At 48.0% G+C, this 18,127-nt stretch carries 18 protein-coding genes and 3 pseudogenes; 12 read left to right on the plus strand and 9 right to left on the minus strand.

Features of this window, described 5'->3' with window-relative positions; all coding sequences use genetic code 11:
- Positions 1 to 348: 348 nt before the first annotated feature.
- The 3 genes and pseudogenes from ACFOMG_RS09340 to ACFOMG_RS09350 form a co-directional block, all read right to left on the minus strand.
- Positions 349 to 846, minus strand: a pseudogene (locus ACFOMG_RS09340) (transposase); the annotation flags it as partial.
- A 97-nt stretch (positions 847 to 943) separates the two neighbouring features.
- Positions 944 to 1,444 (minus strand): hypothetical protein, encoded by a 501-nt coding sequence (locus ACFOMG_RS09345; protein ID WP_376866220.1) that lies wholly within the window; start codon positions 1,442 to 1,444, stop codon positions 944 to 946.
- Between the two features lie 31 nt (positions 1,445 to 1,475).
- On the minus strand, positions 1,476 to 2,450 hold the full coding sequence (locus tag ACFOMG_RS09350; RefSeq protein WP_376866221.1) for a hypothetical protein: 975 nt from the start codon (positions 2,448 to 2,450) through the stop codon (positions 1,476 to 1,478).
- A gap of 272 nt (positions 2,451 to 2,722) precedes the next feature.
- On the opposite strand from ACFOMG_RS09350, the pseudogene ACFOMG_RS09355 reads away from it, so the two are divergent.
- The 5 genes and pseudogenes from ACFOMG_RS09355 to ACFOMG_RS09375 all read left to right on the plus strand — a co-directional run.
- A pseudogene (locus tag ACFOMG_RS09355) lies at positions 2,723 to 3,693 on the plus strand (IS3 family transposase); the annotation flags it as partial.
- A gap of 431 nt (positions 3,694 to 4,124) precedes the next feature.
- The gene (locus ACFOMG_RS09360) at positions 4,125 to 4,418 is read left to right on the plus strand and encodes a hypothetical protein (protein WP_376866222.1); all 294 of its coding nucleotides are present in this window, start codon (positions 4,125 to 4,127) and stop codon (positions 4,416 to 4,418) included.
- 204 nt (positions 4,419 to 4,622) lie between these two features.
- A pseudogene (locus ACFOMG_RS09365) lies at positions 4,623 to 4,952 on the plus strand (transposase); the annotation flags it as partial.
- 268 nt (positions 4,953 to 5,220) lie between these two features.
- Entirely contained in the window at positions 5,221 to 6,216 is a 996-nt protein-coding gene (locus ACFOMG_RS09370; RefSeq protein WP_376866223.1) for an alpha-amylase family glycosyl hydrolase, read from the plus strand.
- Between the two features lie 378 nt (positions 6,217 to 6,594).
- Complete coding sequence (locus ACFOMG_RS09375) at positions 6,595 to 6,801, plus strand: hypothetical protein (RefSeq protein ID WP_376866225.1); 207 nt, start codon at positions 6,595 to 6,597, stop codon at positions 6,799 to 6,801.
- Between the two features lie 62 nt (positions 6,802 to 6,863).
- On the opposite strand, the gene ACFOMG_RS09380 is transcribed toward ACFOMG_RS09375, so the two are convergent.
- From ACFOMG_RS09380 to ACFOMG_RS09390, 3 genes are all read right to left on the minus strand, one after another.
- Positions 6,864 to 7,271, minus strand: coding sequence for an NUDIX domain-containing protein (locus ACFOMG_RS09380; protein WP_376866227.1), 408 nt, complete (start codon positions 7,269 to 7,271; stop codon positions 6,864 to 6,866).
- Between the two features lie 48 nt (positions 7,272 to 7,319).
- Positions 7,320 to 7,748 carry a hotdog fold thioesterase gene (locus ACFOMG_RS09385; RefSeq protein WP_376866229.1) on the minus strand — a complete coding sequence of 143 codons (429 nt, stop codon included), beginning with the start codon at positions 7,746 to 7,748 and terminating at the stop codon, positions 7,320 to 7,322.
- Between the two features lie 185 nt (positions 7,749 to 7,933).
- Positions 7,934 to 8,638: a TorF family putative porin gene (locus tag ACFOMG_RS09390; protein WP_376866230.1), complete on the minus strand. Its 705-nt coding sequence runs from the start codon at positions 8,636 to 8,638 to the stop codon at positions 7,934 to 7,936.
- 165 nt (positions 8,639 to 8,803) lie between these two features.
- Here ACFOMG_RS09390 and ACFOMG_RS09395 point away from each other — a divergent pair, with 165 nt between their 5' ends.
- Positions 8,804 to 9,271 (plus strand): hypothetical protein, encoded by a 468-nt coding sequence (locus ACFOMG_RS09395; protein ID WP_376866231.1) that lies wholly within the window; start codon positions 8,804 to 8,806, stop codon positions 9,269 to 9,271.
- A gap of 115 nt (positions 9,272 to 9,386) precedes the next feature.
- The gene (locus ACFOMG_RS09400; protein WP_376866232.1) at positions 9,387 to 9,644 is read left to right on the plus strand and encodes a hypothetical protein; all 258 of its coding nucleotides are present in this window, start codon (positions 9,387 to 9,389) and stop codon (positions 9,642 to 9,644) included.
- 25 nt (positions 9,645 to 9,669) lie between these two features.
- Here the strand turns inward: ACFOMG_RS09400 and ACFOMG_RS09405 are convergent, their stop codons facing one another.
- A complete protein-coding gene (locus tag ACFOMG_RS09405) occupies positions 9,670 to 11,541 on the minus strand; it encodes an MFS transporter (RefSeq protein ID WP_376866233.1) in 1,872 nt (623 codons plus the stop codon).
- Positions 11,542 to 11,609: 68 nt separating this feature from the next.
- Positions 11,610 to 12,212, minus strand: a complete 603-nt coding sequence (locus ACFOMG_RS09410) for a TetR/AcrR family transcriptional regulator (RefSeq protein WP_376866234.1) — start codon at positions 12,210 to 12,212, stop codon at positions 11,610 to 11,612.
- 159 nt (positions 12,213 to 12,371) lie between these two features.
- Here ACFOMG_RS09410 and ACFOMG_RS09415 point away from each other — a divergent pair, with 159 nt between their 5' ends.
- From ACFOMG_RS09415 to ACFOMG_RS09430, 4 genes are all read left to right on the plus strand, one after another.
- Entirely contained in the window at positions 12,372 to 12,524 is a 153-nt protein-coding gene (locus ACFOMG_RS09415) for a hypothetical protein (protein WP_376866235.1), read from the plus strand.
- 9 nt (positions 12,525 to 12,533) lie between these two features.
- Entirely contained in the window at positions 12,534 to 12,944 is a 411-nt protein-coding gene (locus tag ACFOMG_RS09420) for a hypothetical protein (RefSeq protein WP_376866237.1), read from the plus strand.
- A gap of 80 nt (positions 12,945 to 13,024) precedes the next feature.
- Positions 13,025 to 13,888 (plus strand): hypothetical protein, encoded by an 864-nt coding sequence (locus tag ACFOMG_RS09425; RefSeq protein ID WP_376866239.1) that lies wholly within the window; start codon positions 13,025 to 13,027, stop codon positions 13,886 to 13,888.
- 366 nt (positions 13,889 to 14,254) lie between these two features.
- Positions 14,255 to 15,304, plus strand: a complete 1,050-nt coding sequence (locus ACFOMG_RS09430; protein ID WP_376866240.1) for an NAD(P)-dependent alcohol dehydrogenase — start codon at positions 14,255 to 14,257, stop codon at positions 15,302 to 15,304.
- 55 nt (positions 15,305 to 15,359) lie between these two features.
- Here the strand turns inward: ACFOMG_RS09430 and ACFOMG_RS09435 are convergent, their stop codons facing one another.
- Positions 15,360 to 16,880 (minus strand): carbon-nitrogen hydrolase family protein, encoded by a 1,521-nt coding sequence (locus tag ACFOMG_RS09435; RefSeq protein ID WP_376866242.1) that lies wholly within the window; start codon positions 16,878 to 16,880, stop codon positions 15,360 to 15,362.
- A 178-nt stretch (positions 16,881 to 17,058) separates the two neighbouring features.
- Here ACFOMG_RS09435 and ACFOMG_RS09440 point away from each other — a divergent pair, with 178 nt between their 5' ends.
- The gene (locus ACFOMG_RS09440; protein WP_376866243.1) at positions 17,059 to 18,108 is read left to right on the plus strand and encodes a hypothetical protein; all 1,050 of its coding nucleotides are present in this window, start codon (positions 17,059 to 17,061) and stop codon (positions 18,106 to 18,108) included.
- The last annotated feature ends 19 nt before the right edge of the window (positions 18,109 to 18,127 follow it).

Below are 18,127 nucleotides of genomic sequence, written 5' to 3' on the forward strand. Positions count from 1 at the left end.
GTAGAACGCCGTTGGAAACATTACTTGATGGAAAACGAATCTGGGCTGAAAAGAAATTAACCCAGATTTAATCTGACAGACACCAGCTTAAAACGGGCGACTGTCAGATCGAGTCTGAACTACTACAATTAAGCCGTTGTAAATCAGCCATTGGCTGAACATCTGCTTCGTTAAATCGGCTACGTCTGACATCAGCATCCGCTGAGTTTTATGTATGCTCCCGGATTCCTAAAAATCCCGATTTTCTCGAATAATATCTAAGGCATCTTGAAGTCTGTCCACTGTTGGTAGCTGGACTTTTATGTGATGCACGGATTTAAATTATTAAGGTAAGTTGTTAGAGTGGGTGTCTAAATAATCAAGAGTGGGTGTCTGAATAATTGTCCGCGACTGCCATTCAATAACCTGATCAATAACGGAATCGGTTACCTTCGAAATCAGGCTGGGAGAGACATCCGCATCGTACATTTCTTTGAAAGTGGCGACGATATCTCGCGTACTTAAACCTTTGGCGTACAGGCTGAGAATGCGGTCATCCATGGAGGTGAAGCGGGTTTGTTGCTTCTTCACCAGCTTGGGGGAAAATGACCCGTCACGATCCCGTGGTGTTTCAATATCTACTTCGCCATGATCGGTAATAACGGTCTTCCGTGATCGGCCATTGCGGCTGTTGGGATTATCATTGGATTGGTGTTTTTCGTAGCCCAGATGATCATCCAACTCAGCATTCAGTGCTGCTTCTACGGTGACTTTGGTGAGCATTTTCTGGAAGTCTGCGAGATCTTCCTGAGTTTTAATGCCTTTGGCGGCTTCGAGTGCAAAGGCTTCAAGGTCTTTCTTGTTCATAACTGCTTATCCTGATGGTTAGGGGATGATAAGCAGTTACACAGTTTTATCTACAGCCTCTGATCTATTGATCCATATGAGACTTAGAAGTAATTTCTCAATGGAGTGGGGTTTGTCTGATTTGATTCAGTATTCTTTTAGCTTCATTATCACTTAACGCAAGATCTAACTTCATACCAATCAGGTTTCTTTTAGCAGTAGTAGCTACAGAAGTTGGATACGTTACAGTTACTGATTTTCCGTCTGGAGAGGTTTCGAGGATAATATCAATAACCTGAGTGGAGTAATCCTTTCCCATCGAATTAGTTCGCTCCCCCCCCCTGTATGTAAACTTAATCTCACATAAATACTGGGATTCACATCTTTGCTTCGATATATAGTCCTTAAAATAAACCTTAGTCGTTGCTGTCGTTCTATATATCGGCTGGATTCCAATAGATCTCTTCAGATTGGCATGGAATCTAGAGGTTATTTCCTCCAAAGAGTGCCCTTTAGGCACTGAAACAAAGTCTTCGCCGTCAACAGGGTAGCTATTCATAACGGTGCTAGCGCAGCTTGCCACAAAGATTGAGGCCGCTAGTAATAAGTATTTTTTCATATTTACTCCTTCAAAAGTATGTTAACAATTATTAATTACCACAAGGGTGCCAGTTCTGAATTTTATCCCAATAGACTGCTCCTCTCTCCGCCGTAAAATTGCCGAGCTGTGGAATGGTACTTGCGTAATATTTAAGATGCCCCTTAGGGGTTGCATGGCTATGAACTGAGAACTTAAGTCTTAATTTATCAGGAGAGACATCTTCTAAAAACCCTATAAGCTGCCCAGGTTCTTGACGATTTCGATACCCAGTATCCTTATACGTCAACATACCATTTCTACAGATCTGGATACCTATATTGCTTCGGTTAGATATTATCTCGCGATTACGTTTTTTCAACTCCTGCTGTTTTATTCTTTCCTGCTCTCTTTCTTTTTTTCGTTGTTCGATCTTTGCTAACCGGAACGCTTCAACTTGCCTCTTATACTCTTCATTTGCTTTTCGAATTGCATCAACTTCATTATCTCTTTGAGTTACAAATACCTTATGAATATCATCAGCAAGAGGCTTGTTCCGTATATCAAGTCTTTCAAGCTCTTTGAACGGATGTATTACTTTAGGTGCGTATTTAATCCCCTTATTACCTTCATCAGCGATAATAAGCGGCCACGCCTGATGGCTATATGGTGACTTCAACTTTTCGTCCAGTTCATAAGTTCCTATAAGAATCTCTGAACCGTTTCTAAGCGTTACCTTCTGTTGTTTGTCATCTACTCGTTCAATGTGGCTTACATCATTTAATAGATCCAAGTAGCACCCCCTACCATAATGAATACTTAAGGGCGTCTGATTTTCCAGCCTTCCGAAGCTAATGACATCAAATACTCGACCATCTTTGGTTTTCAGTCTGGAGGTATGCTTTGAGTCTTTAATAATTTGATTGCCTTTATAAAGGCTACAATCCACTGCTTTAGAGTTAGGGTTCACATTAATACTGCTGCACCCATACGTAACTAGCAGAATTGCTTTGATAAAAATAATTTTACTAAGATTTTTGAAAGACATGGTCAGTGAACTATTTCCTTTAAGTCAAAATTGCTTCCAAATCGATCAATATACAGACAACAACCAGGCTTTATATTGAACTTCAACTTCCATTAATTAGGATTACGCGGCTTCAACCAACAACAGGCGCTCCGCGCCAGCTAAGTATATACCAGGTAGCTGAGATAACTCTACGCGGAGGTATATACAGATTAACAAGCAATCATAACTGAATCGCCACCAGTTTGCTAGACACCTTTTAGTTAGAGAAAATGACTCAAACAGAGGTGTGCATGAGCAACAAACGATATCCCGAAGAATTTAAGATTGAAGCTGTGAAGCAAGTGACGGTTGCCGGTCATAGCGTTGCCGATGTGGCGGAGCGACTTGGAACCACTACTCACAGCCTGTACGCCTGGATTAAACGCTACGGCCCTGATGCTGACCAACATAATCAAGCTGCAGCCGAGGCAGCTGAGATTCGCCGTCTGAAGAAAGAACTTCAGCGAGTCACCGAAGAGCGTGATCTGTTAAAAAAAGCCGCGGCGTACTTTGCAAAGCACCCCGATTAAGATACGCCTTTATCCGTGAATATCAGAGCACAGTGTCTTTACGGCGGTTGTGCTCACTATTTGATGTTCATCCTAGTGGGTATTATGCCTGGCTGAAAAGACCTAAGTCGAAACGGCAAAAGCGTAATGGGCAGCTGAGCGGTCTAATCAAACAGTTCTGGTTAGAATCTGGTTGTGTTTATGGTTACCGAAAAATCCATTTGGATATTCGCGATCATGGTGAACTTTGCGGAGGTAATCGTGTGCATCGGCTAATGAAGCAAGAAGGCTTAAAAGCTCAAGTTGGTTACCGAAAGCCCCGCTATAAAGCCGGAGAAAGTCATATCGTCACTGCTAACACGCTGAGCCGGCAGTTTAACCCTGATAAACCAGATCATTCATGGGTAACGGATATTACTTATATTCGAACTCACGAGGGCTGGCTCTACTTGGCAGCCGTTATGGATTTATTTTCACGGCGTATCATTGGCTGGGCAATGGGACCAAGAATGACGAAGGAACTGGTACTGGATGCGTTACTCATGGCGGTATGGCGTCGCAATCCAAAGGAAGAAGTGCTGATTCACTCAGATCAGGGAAGCCAATATACCAGCCATGACTGGAGTGATTTTTTAAAAGAGCACAATTTAAAAGGCAGCATGAGTGGAAGGGGGAACTGTCACGATAACGCTGTTGCTGAGAGCTTTTTCAGAAGATAAACGGACACCCACCCTAGCGCTTCTCTCGTATTGATCGTTTAACGGCATAAACCAACCTGAAAAACCGTTTCAGGAGAAGACTCATGTCTAAACCAAAAAAGCAGAAGGTCTCGCTAGACGCTACGCCCGACCGCCAGGGTTAAGCCGTTGTAAATCAGCTATTGGCTGAGAACCTGCTTCGTTATATTGGCTACACCTGACATCAGAATCCGCTGAGTTTTATGTGTGCTCCAAGATTCCTAAAAATACCGATTTTCTTGAATAATTTCTGAGGCAGTTGGAAGTATGGCCACTGTGGTTGCTGGGCTTTTATGCAATGCACGGATTTAAATTATTAAGGTAAACTGTTAAGATGGTTGTCCAGACAATCTGGCTAGATAACCTTTCTACTTTTCGTGGATAGGACCAGCAATCAAGGAGTATTTATGACAAAGGATGAATGGATCTGGGTCGCAATAAGGATATTTGGTATCTATCTATTTGTACTCGCTGTTATCGCCATACCTGAAGCGATTGGCAATATGTATGCCTATATTAAGATGTCATTTTCTACTCAAGACGCAAGTGACATTCCGAAATTAGCCGCTTCACTTAGAGAAGCTGCTATTGCTAAAGGTTTTACTGCGATTGCTCAACTAACCTTGTTTAGTTTCGTATCTTATTATTTTTTGAGACATGGGAAGCTTATTCACAAATTAGCTTCGTCAGAAGATGCATAACAAAGCTAGCCAATTCGCCAGCAAGCTGGCTGGACTCGTTTCACTCGCCGTTGCTGGCAGGCGTTATATGGGGTTAGTAGTAGACGATGAATAATTTAAGGATAAACAGGATAGGATAAACAGGACACCCACCCTAGCATTTCTCTCGTATTGATCGTTTAACGGCATGGACTAACCTGAAAAAACCGTTTCAGGAGAAGACTCATGCCTAAGCCAAGAAAACAACAGGTCTCGCTAGACGCTACGCCTTACTATCACTGCGTTTCACGCTGTGTTCGTCGGGCATTCTTATGCGGGACGGACCACCTGTCAGGGCAGTGTTACGAACATCGCCGTGGCTGGCTGGAAGACAAACTACTAAGTCTGCCTGAGATCTTTGCTATCGATATCGCAGCTTATGCGATTATGAGCAACCACTACCATGTGGTGTTATTCATCGATGCCAGAAGAGCGAAAACCTGGAGCGATATCGAAGTGATTGAGCGTTGGCATCACCTGTTTAAAGGAAATTTGTTTTCACAGAAGTTTATAAAACGAAGATAAACAGGACACCCACCCTAGCACTTCTCTCGTATTGATCGTTTAACGGCATGGACTAACCTGAAAAAACCGTTTCAGGAGAAGACTCATGCCTAAGCCAAGAAAACAACAGGTCTCGCTAGACGCTACGCCTTACTATCACTGCGTTTCACGCTGGGGCGATAAACAGAGCGATAAACAGGACACCCACCCTAGCACTTCTCTCGTATTGATCGTTTAACGGCATGGACTAACCTGAAAAAACCGTTTCAGGAGAAGACTCATGCCCAAGCCAAGAAAGCAGCAGGTCTCGCTAGACGCTACGCCTTACTATCACTGTGTTTCACGCTGTGTTCGTCGGGCATTCTTATGCGGGACGGACCACCTGTCAGGGCAGTGTTACGAACATCGCCGTGGCTGGCTGGAAGACAAACTACTAAGTCTGCCTGAGATCTTTGCTATCGATATCGCAGCTTATGCGATTATGAGCAACCACTACCATGTGGTGTTATTCATCGATGCCAGAAGAGCGAAAACCTGGAGCGATATCGAAGTGATTGAGCGTTGGCATCACCTGTTTAAAGGAAATTTGTTTTCGCAGAAGTTTATAAAAGGCGAAAAGCTTGATCATGCTCAGCGAGCCAGACTTCAGATTTACATTGAAGAATGGCGTTCCCGCTTGTCGAGTATTAGCTGGTTTATGAGAGTGTTGAACGAAGCGATTGCCCGAGAAGCGAACATCGAAGATGGCTGTTCTGGCCGATTTTGGGAAGGACGGTTTAAGAGCCAGGCTTTGCTGGATGAAGCCGCTCTGGCGGCGTGTATGGCCTATGTTGATCTGAACCCCGTGAGAGCTAATATTTCAAAGACTCCTGAAGCATCAGAATACACATCGATAAAACGGCGCTGTGACGCGGCGAAAAAATCAACCAATCCCAATCACAAAGCTCAGCAAGTTGAAACGCTTCATCCTTTTGTGGGCAACCCCCGTCAGAACATCCCGCAGGGAATTCAGATGAAACTGACGGATTATCTTGAGTTGGTTGACTGGACTGGCCGAATTCTTAGGCATGATAAGCGCGGAGCCATATCGAAGAGCACCGAGAATATCCTTACTCGCCTCGGCATTGACGATAGCCAGTGGTTGGAAATGACCGAGTGCTTTGAAGAGTGTTTCCGGACGTTTGCGGGTGGTGAGCAAAGCTTACGTGCCGCTTGCGAGACGCTGAATTACAAACGACCGCCAGGATTAAGCCGTTGTAAATCAGCCATTGGCTGAACATCTGCTTCGTTGAATCGGCTACACCTGACGTCAGCATCTGCTGAGTTTTATGTGTGCTCCAAGATTCCTAAAAATCCCGATTTTCTTAAATAATCTCTGAGGAAGTTGGCAGTTTGACCACTGTTAGTGGTTGGACTTTTATGTAATGCACGGATTTAAATTATTAAGGTAAGTTGTTAGAGTGGGTGTCTAAATACTCCCTAGAGTGGGTGTCTAAATACTCCCTGTCTAAATACTCCCTAAATACTCCAAATACTCCGTTAGAGTGGGTGTCTAAATACTCTCTAAAGAGGCTATGTCGCAGCATGGTTTAGCTGGCTAGAATGGATTGGAGTAACAGCTGTTATTTTCGTATTAACGAGAAAAACAGAGTCTATGCTGTTGCAAGTTGTAGGTGTGGTTTCTGTGGCCCTACTGTTTTTTGTAGCTCTGGCTGCGATTGAAACCTTCACTGATGAATTAATGCCACAGCTTAAATTCAAACAAATCTATATAATATTGTTAACTGTATTAATTACGGGTGTCGGTATGCAGCTAGCAATGAGTGTACTTATGGTGTTGTTACCTGCGTCAATCACATAACAAGCCACTGTGATTCAATCCGTAGATAAAAATTAACTAATAGCGACTGTGTGGTTCCAGCCTTACAGCGCGTATAACCGAGCCGCTTCGGCCAGCGCCAGCTGATCGGGCAGTATCTCCAGGCAATCCAGCTGATCCAGTGGCTGCCAGAATATCGCCTCCGCCTCCAGGCATTGTAATTCCCCCTGCCAGTCACTGATCAGATAATAATGCAGCCGCTGAACTTCAGTGCTGTCAGCCGACTCTGCAGTATGAATTAACGAACACACATAACCGGCGGATTCAGCCTCAATATTCAGTTCTTCCAGCAGCTCGCGCGCCAGCGTATCCAGCTGGGTTTCTCCCGCTTCCATATGACCACCGGGAATCATCACCATGCCGGGGTCGAATTCTTTATCAGCGCGGCGTTGCTCCAACAACACCTGGCCGTCCCGGATCAGGATAAAGGAAACACATTCGGAAAATTCCATGCTGGCGCCCGCTTAATAAACATCAGGCGCCTATGCTACACGGCCGGGTTATTGTGCCGCAATCACTGCCATGGTTAAACGCGAGATACAGCTCAGTTTGCCTTCGTCATTAACGATGCGGATTTCCCACACCTGAGAACTGCGGCCACGGTGAACAATGGTCGCGATGCCGCTGAGTTCACCACTGCGCACGCCCCGCAGGTGGTTGGCATTAATTTCCTGGCCAACGGCGTATTCTTTGCTGTTATCCAGCACCAGGTTGGCCGCCATACTGCCGAGGGTTTCGGCGAATAATACATTGGCACCACCATGAACCAGACCAACCGGCTGAAACGTACGTTCATCGGCCGGCATGGTGCCTTTTACCCAGTTATCCCCGACTTCGGTAATACGGATACCCAGATTGCTGCAGGCGGTATTCTCCATTTGCCGGTTCATATCGGCGATATCAGGGGTCGCAAACCAGATTGCAGTCATATACTTCTCCACAGGGTTGTTGTTATCGACAATTTACTAAACAACAACCAAAGGCGGAAGGTGATTTGTGCCAGATAACACTGGGCAACAGTCGGATTGACAAACCTCCAGCCACAAAAAAGGCTCTGCAGCACACTGCAGAGCCTGGGTTTAGTCACCGAACAGCGGCCAGCGGCCGTGAACGATCAGAAGTTTTTACGGATACCTAACACGAATTCCAGCTCCGAATCGTCTTTATCGGCATCGTTGCCAAATGGCGTGGAATCACTGATAAAATCCAGTCCGCCATAAATATCAATGCCGTGAAATTCCGGGAAGTCACGTCCCAGCTCAAGACGCGCAGTCAGTGCGGTATCATCAGCATCATCCTGTTTCCAGAAGCCGACAGAGCCATCCAGATATAAGCGGTTTTTCAGGAATTTTTCATAGCTGATTTCCGGGTACCAGGTTTTGCCTTTAATACCACGATACAACTCCAGGTCCAGTCCTTTTGCCAGGCGGGTACCCAGTTTAAATTCGGTTTCATCCGCCATGCTATCGACCAGGAAGTTGTAAGTAATAACTTCCACATCGATATTAAAGCTGTCGAATCGGTTGTTATAACCAAACGACACGTCCATCTCTACCGGCAGGCCTTCGGCGCCATCCGGAGTATCAATATTAATCGCTTTCACCGATGCATACGCATCACCGCGCTGGGTTTTTCCCTGCAGGTACACCGCCGGACCGTGATCGGTGCGGGTCAGCCCACGGAACAGATAGTCGGTCATCAGACCAGCCTGATAGCCGGCGGCCTGGGCCGGCAAAGCCATCACAAGGCTCAGTGTTGCAGCCGCCAGTGAATGCTTCAGCAGATTCGCGGGGCGCTGGGTGCGGATTGTCTGGGTCATGCAGATACCTGTGTTATGTCGTTCAGTTAATTTTTGTTCAGTGCTCCCTGCCTGACTGTGTCCGTTTGTATGACAAAAACATACACATCTTTATGTCATTGCTCTACCAAACAGGTCTCAACTTTTGCACCCTGAGGTTACCTTTTTGTTACCTCAGGATGTGTTATGCCTCGTCTGGACGACTATACGATTCGCTCTGCTTTTGCACGTTTATTTGCCGCCGTTTTTATGGCACTGACGCTGGCACTGGTGTTTTCATTATTCAGTGATATCTGGCAGGAATTAACCAGTGGCACCGAACTGATGCAGGTGTTTCTCGGCAGTATTAATACCGGCATTATTGCTCTCGCTGTGTTTGAGCTGGCGCTGGTGATTCATAAAGAATATTCGGTACGCGAAGAAGAGGATGATGTGGTTGCCAGCTTACGCCGCACAGTGCCTCGTTTTATCGGCACCGTGTGTGTTGCGTTATCGCTCGAAGGTCTGATTATGGTGATCAAATACAGCCAGCTTGATCTGGCCGGCAACCTCTATTATCCGGTGGCCATTATTTCCAGCACGGCTTTGCTGTTACTGGCGCTGGGGGTATTTATTTATCTGACTCAGTCACGGGATCATTGCACCAAAAACTGATACAGTCCGGCAGGTTTGAATCACACCGGATGAAATTCTGATGCAATGCCCGAAGTGCAGCCGGTTAATGACTAAAGATGGCCGTAATCACAGAAAATCCACAAAGGAAATTGTTATGACGATGAACCACTATTCTGTATTAGGTTTTTACGAAGAATCCGGACAAAGCTTTTGCCATCACGTTCGTGCCGTCACACCTCAGGCAGCGTTAAAGTGTGTTGCAGAAGCGTTTTCTGAGGCCTGTTTTGTCGCCGTTATCGATGGCCTGCTGGAGGAAGGACAAGGCATTACCTTTCCCGATGAAGATCTGATCAGCGCGTTTGCCATCGAGGAAAAAACCGAGCTGTATCACGGTGATGCTGAGCTGCTGTAATTCAGCAGCCAGCATTCTGCCGGGGTTACTGCATTAATCCCAGTACTTTGTCTCGCAAGCCATCCGCCGTCACGCTGTCCGGGGTGACGGCAGCACCGGCGGTCAGCGATACCTTAGACCAGAAACGTTTTGGTTTGGTGGTTAACGCATGGCCGTCTTTATGGGAAAAGAAACTGCCCCACAGGCCTTGCAGCGCCATTGGCACCACAGGCACCGGCGTTTCGCTGATAATACGTTCAATACCTTTCTTAAATTCATCGACATCGCCGTCTTTGGTAAGTTTCCCTTCGGGAAAAATGCACACCAGCTCACCGGCTTCCAGCTCAGCTTTAATGCGCTGAAACGCCGTTTCATACATATCGGCATCGGCTTTGGGTGAACAGATCGGAATGGTTTTGGCGTATTTAAAAAAGGTTTTTAAGCCAGGCATCTGGGCAATGGTCTTATCCATCACAAACCGGATAGGACGCTGATAAGTACCGGCGATTAATAACGCATCAACGTAACTGACATGGTTACACACCAGTACCGCCGGGCCCTCCTCCGGAATATTTTCCAGCCCTTTATGCGACACCCGATACATAGTGTGACTTAATATCCAGATGCAGAACCGCAATACAAATTCCGGTACCTGAGCATACACATAGGCCGCCACCGCCAGATTCATCAGCGCCAGCACCAGGAAATAATCACCAATGGATAATTCCAGTAGCGCCAGCAAAACAATCCCCAGTGCCGCACTGGCAACCATAAACAACGCATTTAATACGTTATTCGCGGCGATAATCTGGGCCCGGTTTTTATCGTCGCTGCGTTGCTGAATCAACGCCTGCAGTGGTACAACAAATAACCCACCAAAAGCACTGACCAGCGCGATATCCATCATCAGCCGCCAATTAGCACTGGCCTGTAAAAAGGCCATGGCCGACATACCGTCACTGACCTGTAACTGATCGATGGCAAACCATAAATCAATGCCAAACACACTCATACCAATCGAACCGATCGGCACAATCCCCAGCTCAACCTTATGACCCGATAAACGTTCACATAACAATGAACCCGCTGCGACCCCCAGTGAGAACAGAGTTAATAACAGGGTCACCAGCTGGGTTGAGCCACCCAGGTATTGTTTTGAGAAATTCGGGAACTGAGTTAAATAACTGGCGCCAATAAACCAGAACCAGCTGATGGCAACGATGGATAAAAACACGGCGCGGTTTTGCTTTGCCTGCTTCAGGGTATTCACCACTTCGGTGAACGGGTTCCAGTTAATGGTTAACCCCGGATCATTCGCCGCTGCCGTCGGAATAAAACGGCTGCTGAGCAGCCCTAATACCGCAAACGCCACCACACTGGCTGCAATCCACTGGCTGCTGTTGCTGAAATCAAACAACACCCCGGCACAAATGGTACCGCCGAGAATCGCAATAAAGGTTCCCATCTCCACCAGTGCATTGCCGCCCACCAGCTCATCGCGGCTCAGGTGTTGTGGTAATAAGGCAAACTTCACCGGACCAAAAATGGCCGACTGCAGCCCCATCAGGAACAACAAGGCCATCAGCCCCCAGACATTGCCGGCCAGAACCGACACAGCCGCCAACGACATAATCAGTAACTCCAGGCCTTTCACCCAGCGAATTAACTGCGACTTTTCCATTTTGTCGGCAATTTGCCCGGCAATCGGCGAAAACAGGAAAAACGGCAGAATAAAAATACCGGCAGCCAGGTTGGTTAACAGCGCACTGTTTTCTTCGCTGCTGATGCCACCAAAAGCGATCATTAATAACAAGGCATTTTTGTATAAGTTGTCGTTAAACGCCCCCAGTGCCTGGGTTAAAAAATAAGGCAAAAAACGGCGTTTAGCTAACAGGGTAAACTGACTGTGTTCACTCATAATGTCGTCCTGATCGGGGTTCCGTAAAACAGCACTGAGCTGTTGTCTGTGCCGGGAGTTTAATCCGGCTATTGCTGTTGCCAGTCACTGACATAATGCCGGATCAGTGACGCTATCATATTCTCAACGCGGATATCGCTGCTGGCGAACAGCTTATCATCCAGCGCCAGCGCACAGATACCATGCACCGACGCCCAGATGGTGCGTGCTGCCAGTTGCAGTTGCTGAGCCGTCTGCGTTGGCGCCAGCTGTGCCAGGGCCGACTCAATCACCGCAAATAAACGGTTAATCCGTTGTTGCTGCCAGTCCGGTACGGCTTCTTCATCCGGCAGGCGATGTTCAAACAATAACTGCCAGCGGTAACGATGTTGCCGGGCAAACTGCAGATAAGTCTCAGCGAAACTCAATAACTGCTGTTGTGGTGTGGCCTGCTGTGGCTGCTGTTCAATCAGACGGGCCGCCAGCTGATCGAGAGTATCAGCATTGGCGCTTAACAACAGCTGATCATAACTGCCGAACACATTAATCAGAGTGGCGGGCGAATAACCAATCGCCTGGGCCAGCTTACGCAGGCTCATATTAGCCAGCGGTCCGTTGCTCAGATGTTCGCCCAGCCGGGCCAGTGCCAGCTGACGGATTTGTTCGTGTGTGTGGTCGTTACGACGTGCCATGCAGTTTGCCTTCATTATTCCGGCCAGCCAGGGCCGCTTTCTGTGTCATGGTTAACAGTTTGTCCGGCATTATAATAAACAGCGTTTAAAATTCTAGCTTTATTTTAAACGCTGTTTATAATTCAGCAGAATGGATCTTAACCGATGGCAGGAATCGTTATGAATATCACCCCTGAGCGAGCAATTACTTACACCCTGGGCGTTACTGCCGTTGCCTTGTGTCTGGCAACAGGCAATAAGCCGGCACTGCTGTTACTGGCCGCGGTGTATGCTGTCCGGCGCCTGCGCGCTTTTCAGCGACTGATGAGTTAAGCTGTCGCGATGCGACTTAAATACAGCAAGTTTTTGTTTTTTATCGAGATACTGATTCTGATGTGGCCCGCTTTGTGGGGGCTGATGCTGGCGGGCGGATTTATTCTCTCCGGGGCATTAGCCGGGTTCAGTTATACCACCGTGTTGCAGACACTGATCGCCCTGTTTATTGCCACGGCGCTGCTGTGCGGCAGCTGGTTATCATTACGCTTCCTGAGCGCAGACCTCCATCACAGCAGTCGCTTTTGCTGGATTGTCTGCACTCTGGCGGCGGTTTTATCCTTACTGTCGTTGCTGCACCAGCTGCTGCCAGCTATGGAAACCTACAACTTTCATACCCTGATACTGGCGTATGGCAGCCCTTTTGTGGTGCCGCTGATTCACCTGTATTGCGAGTCCCTGCGAAGCGCATCCGACTGATCCGGACAGCCGCTATAACCATAGTGTGAAGTTAGTCATTGCTACTATTGATACAATTATGATCAAATATCCGTAACGCCATGACGGTCATTTTGCGCCATCTATTTACTGGCATCATGACGCAACAACCGGACCATACACCTATGAAAACCACCATTGATCATAACCGCAGTGAAATTCTAATTAAGATCGAACTGGACGAACTGCAATCAGCCAACAGCCGCCAGCAACTGGCTGAGCAGTATGTCGATTTGTCAGCCCGGATTGACCAGCTGGTCGAAAGCACAGGCGTTAATATCGAGTTCGGCAGCCTGCCTTTTAACATTGATGTATTTGTCGCCGGTACCCGGTTAGAAGAAGAAGCAACCTTCAGGCTTCTGGCTGAAGATGAACAGAATGCAGAAAAACTGGCGCAGTTTATCACCAACGTAAACCGTTGGTGTCAGCAGCACGAAGCTGAATTATGGCAGGAGGATGATAGTCAGCAGGGTGAATTTGCCGCTTATGTGCTGTGTATGAAAGACGAAAAATATATCCCGCTGTACCGTGAACAGCTGGCACTGAGTGATATGGATCATGAAGTTTATCAGTTCGAACATATTGAAAGCATTGTTAACCAACACGGTTTAACAAAAGCGGTTTTAGGCTTGTTGGCAGAACGTATTGGTGCCGCCTGTGGCCAGCATGGCACGGAACAATTAGATGAATTCAGGCAACCGATGTTCGAGCTTTTCCGCCAACAGCCAGCGATGCAGGAGTGGTTTCTCAGTTCAGCGTCAGAGTCGTTTTATCGTGCCTCAGAGGGATATCAGTTGTGGTTCGAAGCCATTCGCGTTATCGCCAGTCACATTGAAGATGAACAGCAGCGTGAACAATGGCTGGGGCAGCAACAGCAACGGGCAGAACAACAGTTCGGCAACAGCATTGACTGGACTGAATATTAAAACCTCAGAATGTTAACAGTAAGCGGAAGATCAGCGCAGCAGTGACCGGGGCCGTTGAGCTGTTACCGCCCGAAAGCCGTAACAAATTCCTCAGTTTTGTTTAAGCAGGCGTTACGATAAGAGCGATAATAATGGACGAGCAACAAATAAAGAATTACTTCCAGGTTCTGGAGCTACAGCGGCGGTTGTGGTGGTGACTGAGCACAACACAATCACCTCGCATCTGAGAGGATCAGGCAAGTAATCGCCCGTTTCGTATACGCCGGATAGGTTCCACGCGCCGTACAATACATTTAAGTTGGCTTGACGTTCCACCACTCAGATGGTTTGTTTAGCCCCTGGTAAAACACAACGTTAGGAGTTTCTATGAAAACGGTTGGTTACGCAGCACACTCCGCAGATGCACATATGGTGCCTTACCATTTCGAACGCCGGGCCTTACGGCCTAACGACGTGGCCATCGAAATTCTCTACAGCGGTATCTGCCATTCCGATTTACATACCGTGAACGGCGACTGGGGCCCGCAACCATACCCTCTGGTACCGGGCCATGAAATTGTTGGCCGCGTACTGGAAGTTGGCAGCGCAGTAAAACACTACAAAGTCGGTGATCAGGTCGGTGTTGGTTGTATGGTCGACAGCTGCCAGGATTGCGACCAGTGTCATCACGGTGAAGAACAATATTGTCGTCATGGTATGACCGGCACCTACGGTTCCAAAGACCGCATCGATGGTGAGATCACCCAGGGCGGCTACTCCAAACACATCGTGGTGCGGGAAGAATTTGTATTACGCATTCCAGATGGCCTCGATATGTCCCGCGCCGCACCCATCTTATGTGCCGGCATCACCACATTCTCACCACTACGCACCTGGAAGGTTGGCCCGGGCAGTCGCGTTGGTGTGATTGGTTTGGGTGGCCTCGGTCATATGGCGGTCAAATTGGCGGTGGCGATGGGTGCTGAGGTGACGGTATTAAGCCGCTCGGATAAAAAAGCCGAAGAAGCCAGAACTCTGGGCGCTAACGGTATCCTGGTATCCTCAGATAAAAGCGCCATGAAAGCGGCCAGCGCCAGCTTCGACCTGATTATTGATACCGTACCGGTAAAACACGATGTATCCCCATATTCTCCGCTGCTGGATGTCGACGGAACTCTGGTGATCGTTGGCCAGCTCGGTGCAATGGATGAATTTGTCGCGGCACCGCTGGTGATGGGACGGCGCCGGGTAGCCGGTTCTCTGATCGGTGGTATTAAAGAAACTCAGGAGGTGCTGGATTTCTGTGCCGAACACGATATTCACCCGATCTGTGAAATTATCCGCCCGGACCAGGTGAACGACGCCTATGCGGTTATGAGTAAAGGTGATATTGCTCACCGTTATGTGATGGATATGTCCAGCCTGTCTGTGGAATAAAGCCATCGCACACAAGTTCTCTGTTTCTGCCAGCAGCGGAAACAGAGATATTTTCTTAACCGGCATTATTACGATACACATCCTCACGCCGGTCTTTCAGATTACGTACCGTGCCTTCGGTGTGTAATAACCGCAATTTATCCAGATCCAGATCAGAGAACAGCAACATCTCTGTGTTGGGAGTTGCTTCCGATAAAATGGCATCGTGTGGAAAAGCAAAATCAGATGGCGATAACATCGCCGATTGCCCGTATTGCACGTCCAGACTTTCGACCTGAGGCAAATTGCCGACACTGCCGGCCAGTACCACGTAACATTCATTTTCAATCGCCCGCGCCTGAGCACAATGCCGTACCCGCAGATAACTGTTTTTCGTGTCAGTCCAGAAGGGTACGAATAAAATTTCCAGCCCCTGTTTTGCCATTAACCGGCCCAGCTCCGGAAACTCCACGTCGTAGCAGATCAGAATGCCAACTTTACCGGCATCGGTTTCAAACACCGATATTTTATCGCCCCCCTGAATCACCCAGTCATTTTTTTCGTGTGGGGTGATATGAATTTTCTTCTGCTCGTCAATCTGGCCACTGCGATGACATAAATAGGAAACGTTATAAATATGTTCACCTTCTGCCAGTGGCATGGAGCCGGTGATGATATTGGCATTGTATTCGATCGCCATCTGCGACATTCGTTCGCGAAACAACGGAGTGAACTCAGCCAATGCCCGAATGGCTTCGGTCTGGTTGGTGTGTTCTTCCAGCCCCATTAACGGGGCATTAAAAAATTCCGGGAAAACAATAAAGTCGCTCTGATAATCAGACACCGTATCGACAAAATATTCCACCTGGGATAACAGCTCTTCGACGCTGTTTACCGTCCGCATCTGCCACTGAACTGAGCCAACCCGAACGGTACTTTTACGTGCCTCCAGCACCGTGTCTTTGGGCTCAAACAGAATATTATTCCATTCCAGTAAGGTGGCATAACCTGAGCTGTCTTCGTCTTCTGGCAGGTATTTTTTTAGCAGCCGCTTTACCTGGAAATCATTGGCCAGCTGGAAGCTTAAAATCGGATCATAAATATCGCGCCGTGCCACCCGGTCGATATATTCGGCCGGGGTCATTTCATCTTTATGATCGCGATACAGCGGAATACGGCCACCAGCGAGGATGGCACGAAAATTATACTGACGGCACAGTTCTTTACGGGCGTCGTATAACCGCCGCCCGAGACGCAACCCGCGGTGACTTTTGCCAATCACCACATCCAGGCCATACATGGCATCGCCGTTTTTATCACTTTTGATTTTATTGTTGGAGCCCACCACATCTTCATAGGTGTGAGGGTTGGAAAAACGGGCGTATTTAACCTGTAAGCTGAGCGCCAGGCCAACCAGCTGACCTTCGTCGAGAATACCTAACTGCCCTTCCGGAAAATCAGCGATCAGCTGCTCAATGGTATGGCGCGGCCAGGCACCACCCAGATCCGGATAAGCATCATCCATCAGGGCTTTGATCTGAGGATACTGATCCAGTGTCAGATTGCAGATTTCAATACGTGCCGCTTCAATTGCCATGTTTCATGCCTCACAGTCAGATAGGACGATGGTAAACCAGCGCTGAAAGCAGTGTCTATGGTTTGTGACCGCCGTCACTTCCGTAACAATCTGTTGTCCTCCGCGACGGCTTAACACTGGTAAAAAAACAACGTCCGGGTAAAAATAAGACATCTATCAATTAACCTTCAGCAGCGGCATGAGCCTTTTTCTGACATCGCCTCCACAAGCCGGCGACAACGTGACTCTGGATGGTCGTCCGGGGATTTTTTTATCGCCGCAACCGGTTGTTTCCTGCAGCGATGATCTTTTTTTATCAGCGGAGCAGATTCTGCGTCAGAACGATGTCACGATGGATATCGGCTTTGGCGACCTGGATGGTGATTTTGCCTCGCACACGCGCAGTGTCATTTTTATGTTATACGTGTTTAGTGCGATTTTTATTTCCTCTGGTATGCAGGATGGTGTTTTTGACCACTTCGACCTGATCCTGACCCTGGTCCCCTGCGCGGCATTACTGGTTATTTCTGCGCTGCTGTTTGGCTGGCAGATTTTTCGCCGCCGACGACGTTCAACCGTACGTTTTAACCGTCAGCGACGCGAGTTATGTTATCGCCCACCGGGCAGTAAAACGGTTCGTTATGTGCCGTGGGAAAAACTGGTTGCCTATATCTACAGCGGTGTTTTCCAGGGCGCTACCGCATCAGGAACGCGTATTAAGATGAACGACTACGGCCTGCGGCTGGCGGAATACAATCCGCAGGACAACAGCTTGCAGTGTTTTTATCGCGGCGAAAGCATGTTAATCGGCAGTTTTTCCTTAGGGCACTGGGAAGTCATCCGCCGCTTTATGGACGAACCTCAGGGTGCCTGGCTGACGCCATCACAGCCACTGCCGGATATGCACAGTTTCCGCCAGCAACGCAGGGAGTTGTGGCAGGCTTTTAAACACAATGCCAACAAACGCTGGCTGACGGTTAATCTGCGCGACTTCAGTGAGTCGTGGATAACCATGAGCGGTTATTACCTGTTTCATCTGCTGTTCTGGTGGCAGATACCTTATCTGGTCTCCGGCTGTTTTCTGCGTTTTGCCGCACTGCGCCCCTGGCCGCAGGAAGTATTACACTGGTCCCGGCCATTACCCCAGGCGCAATGGGCACAAGCCAGCGAGCAATACCTCAGTGCCCGTCAGCAATTTATGCAGCAACAATCACACAGAGCTGACCCGGCGGACGATATTCGTTGCTGAGTCAGCGCCACAGGTCTGC

This window comes from Bacterioplanoides pacificum (assembly GCF_042648445.1).
In the GTDB taxonomy this organism is placed as follows: domain Bacteria; phylum Pseudomonadota; class Gammaproteobacteria; order Pseudomonadales; family Oceanobacteraceae; genus Bacterioplanoides; species Bacterioplanoides pacificum.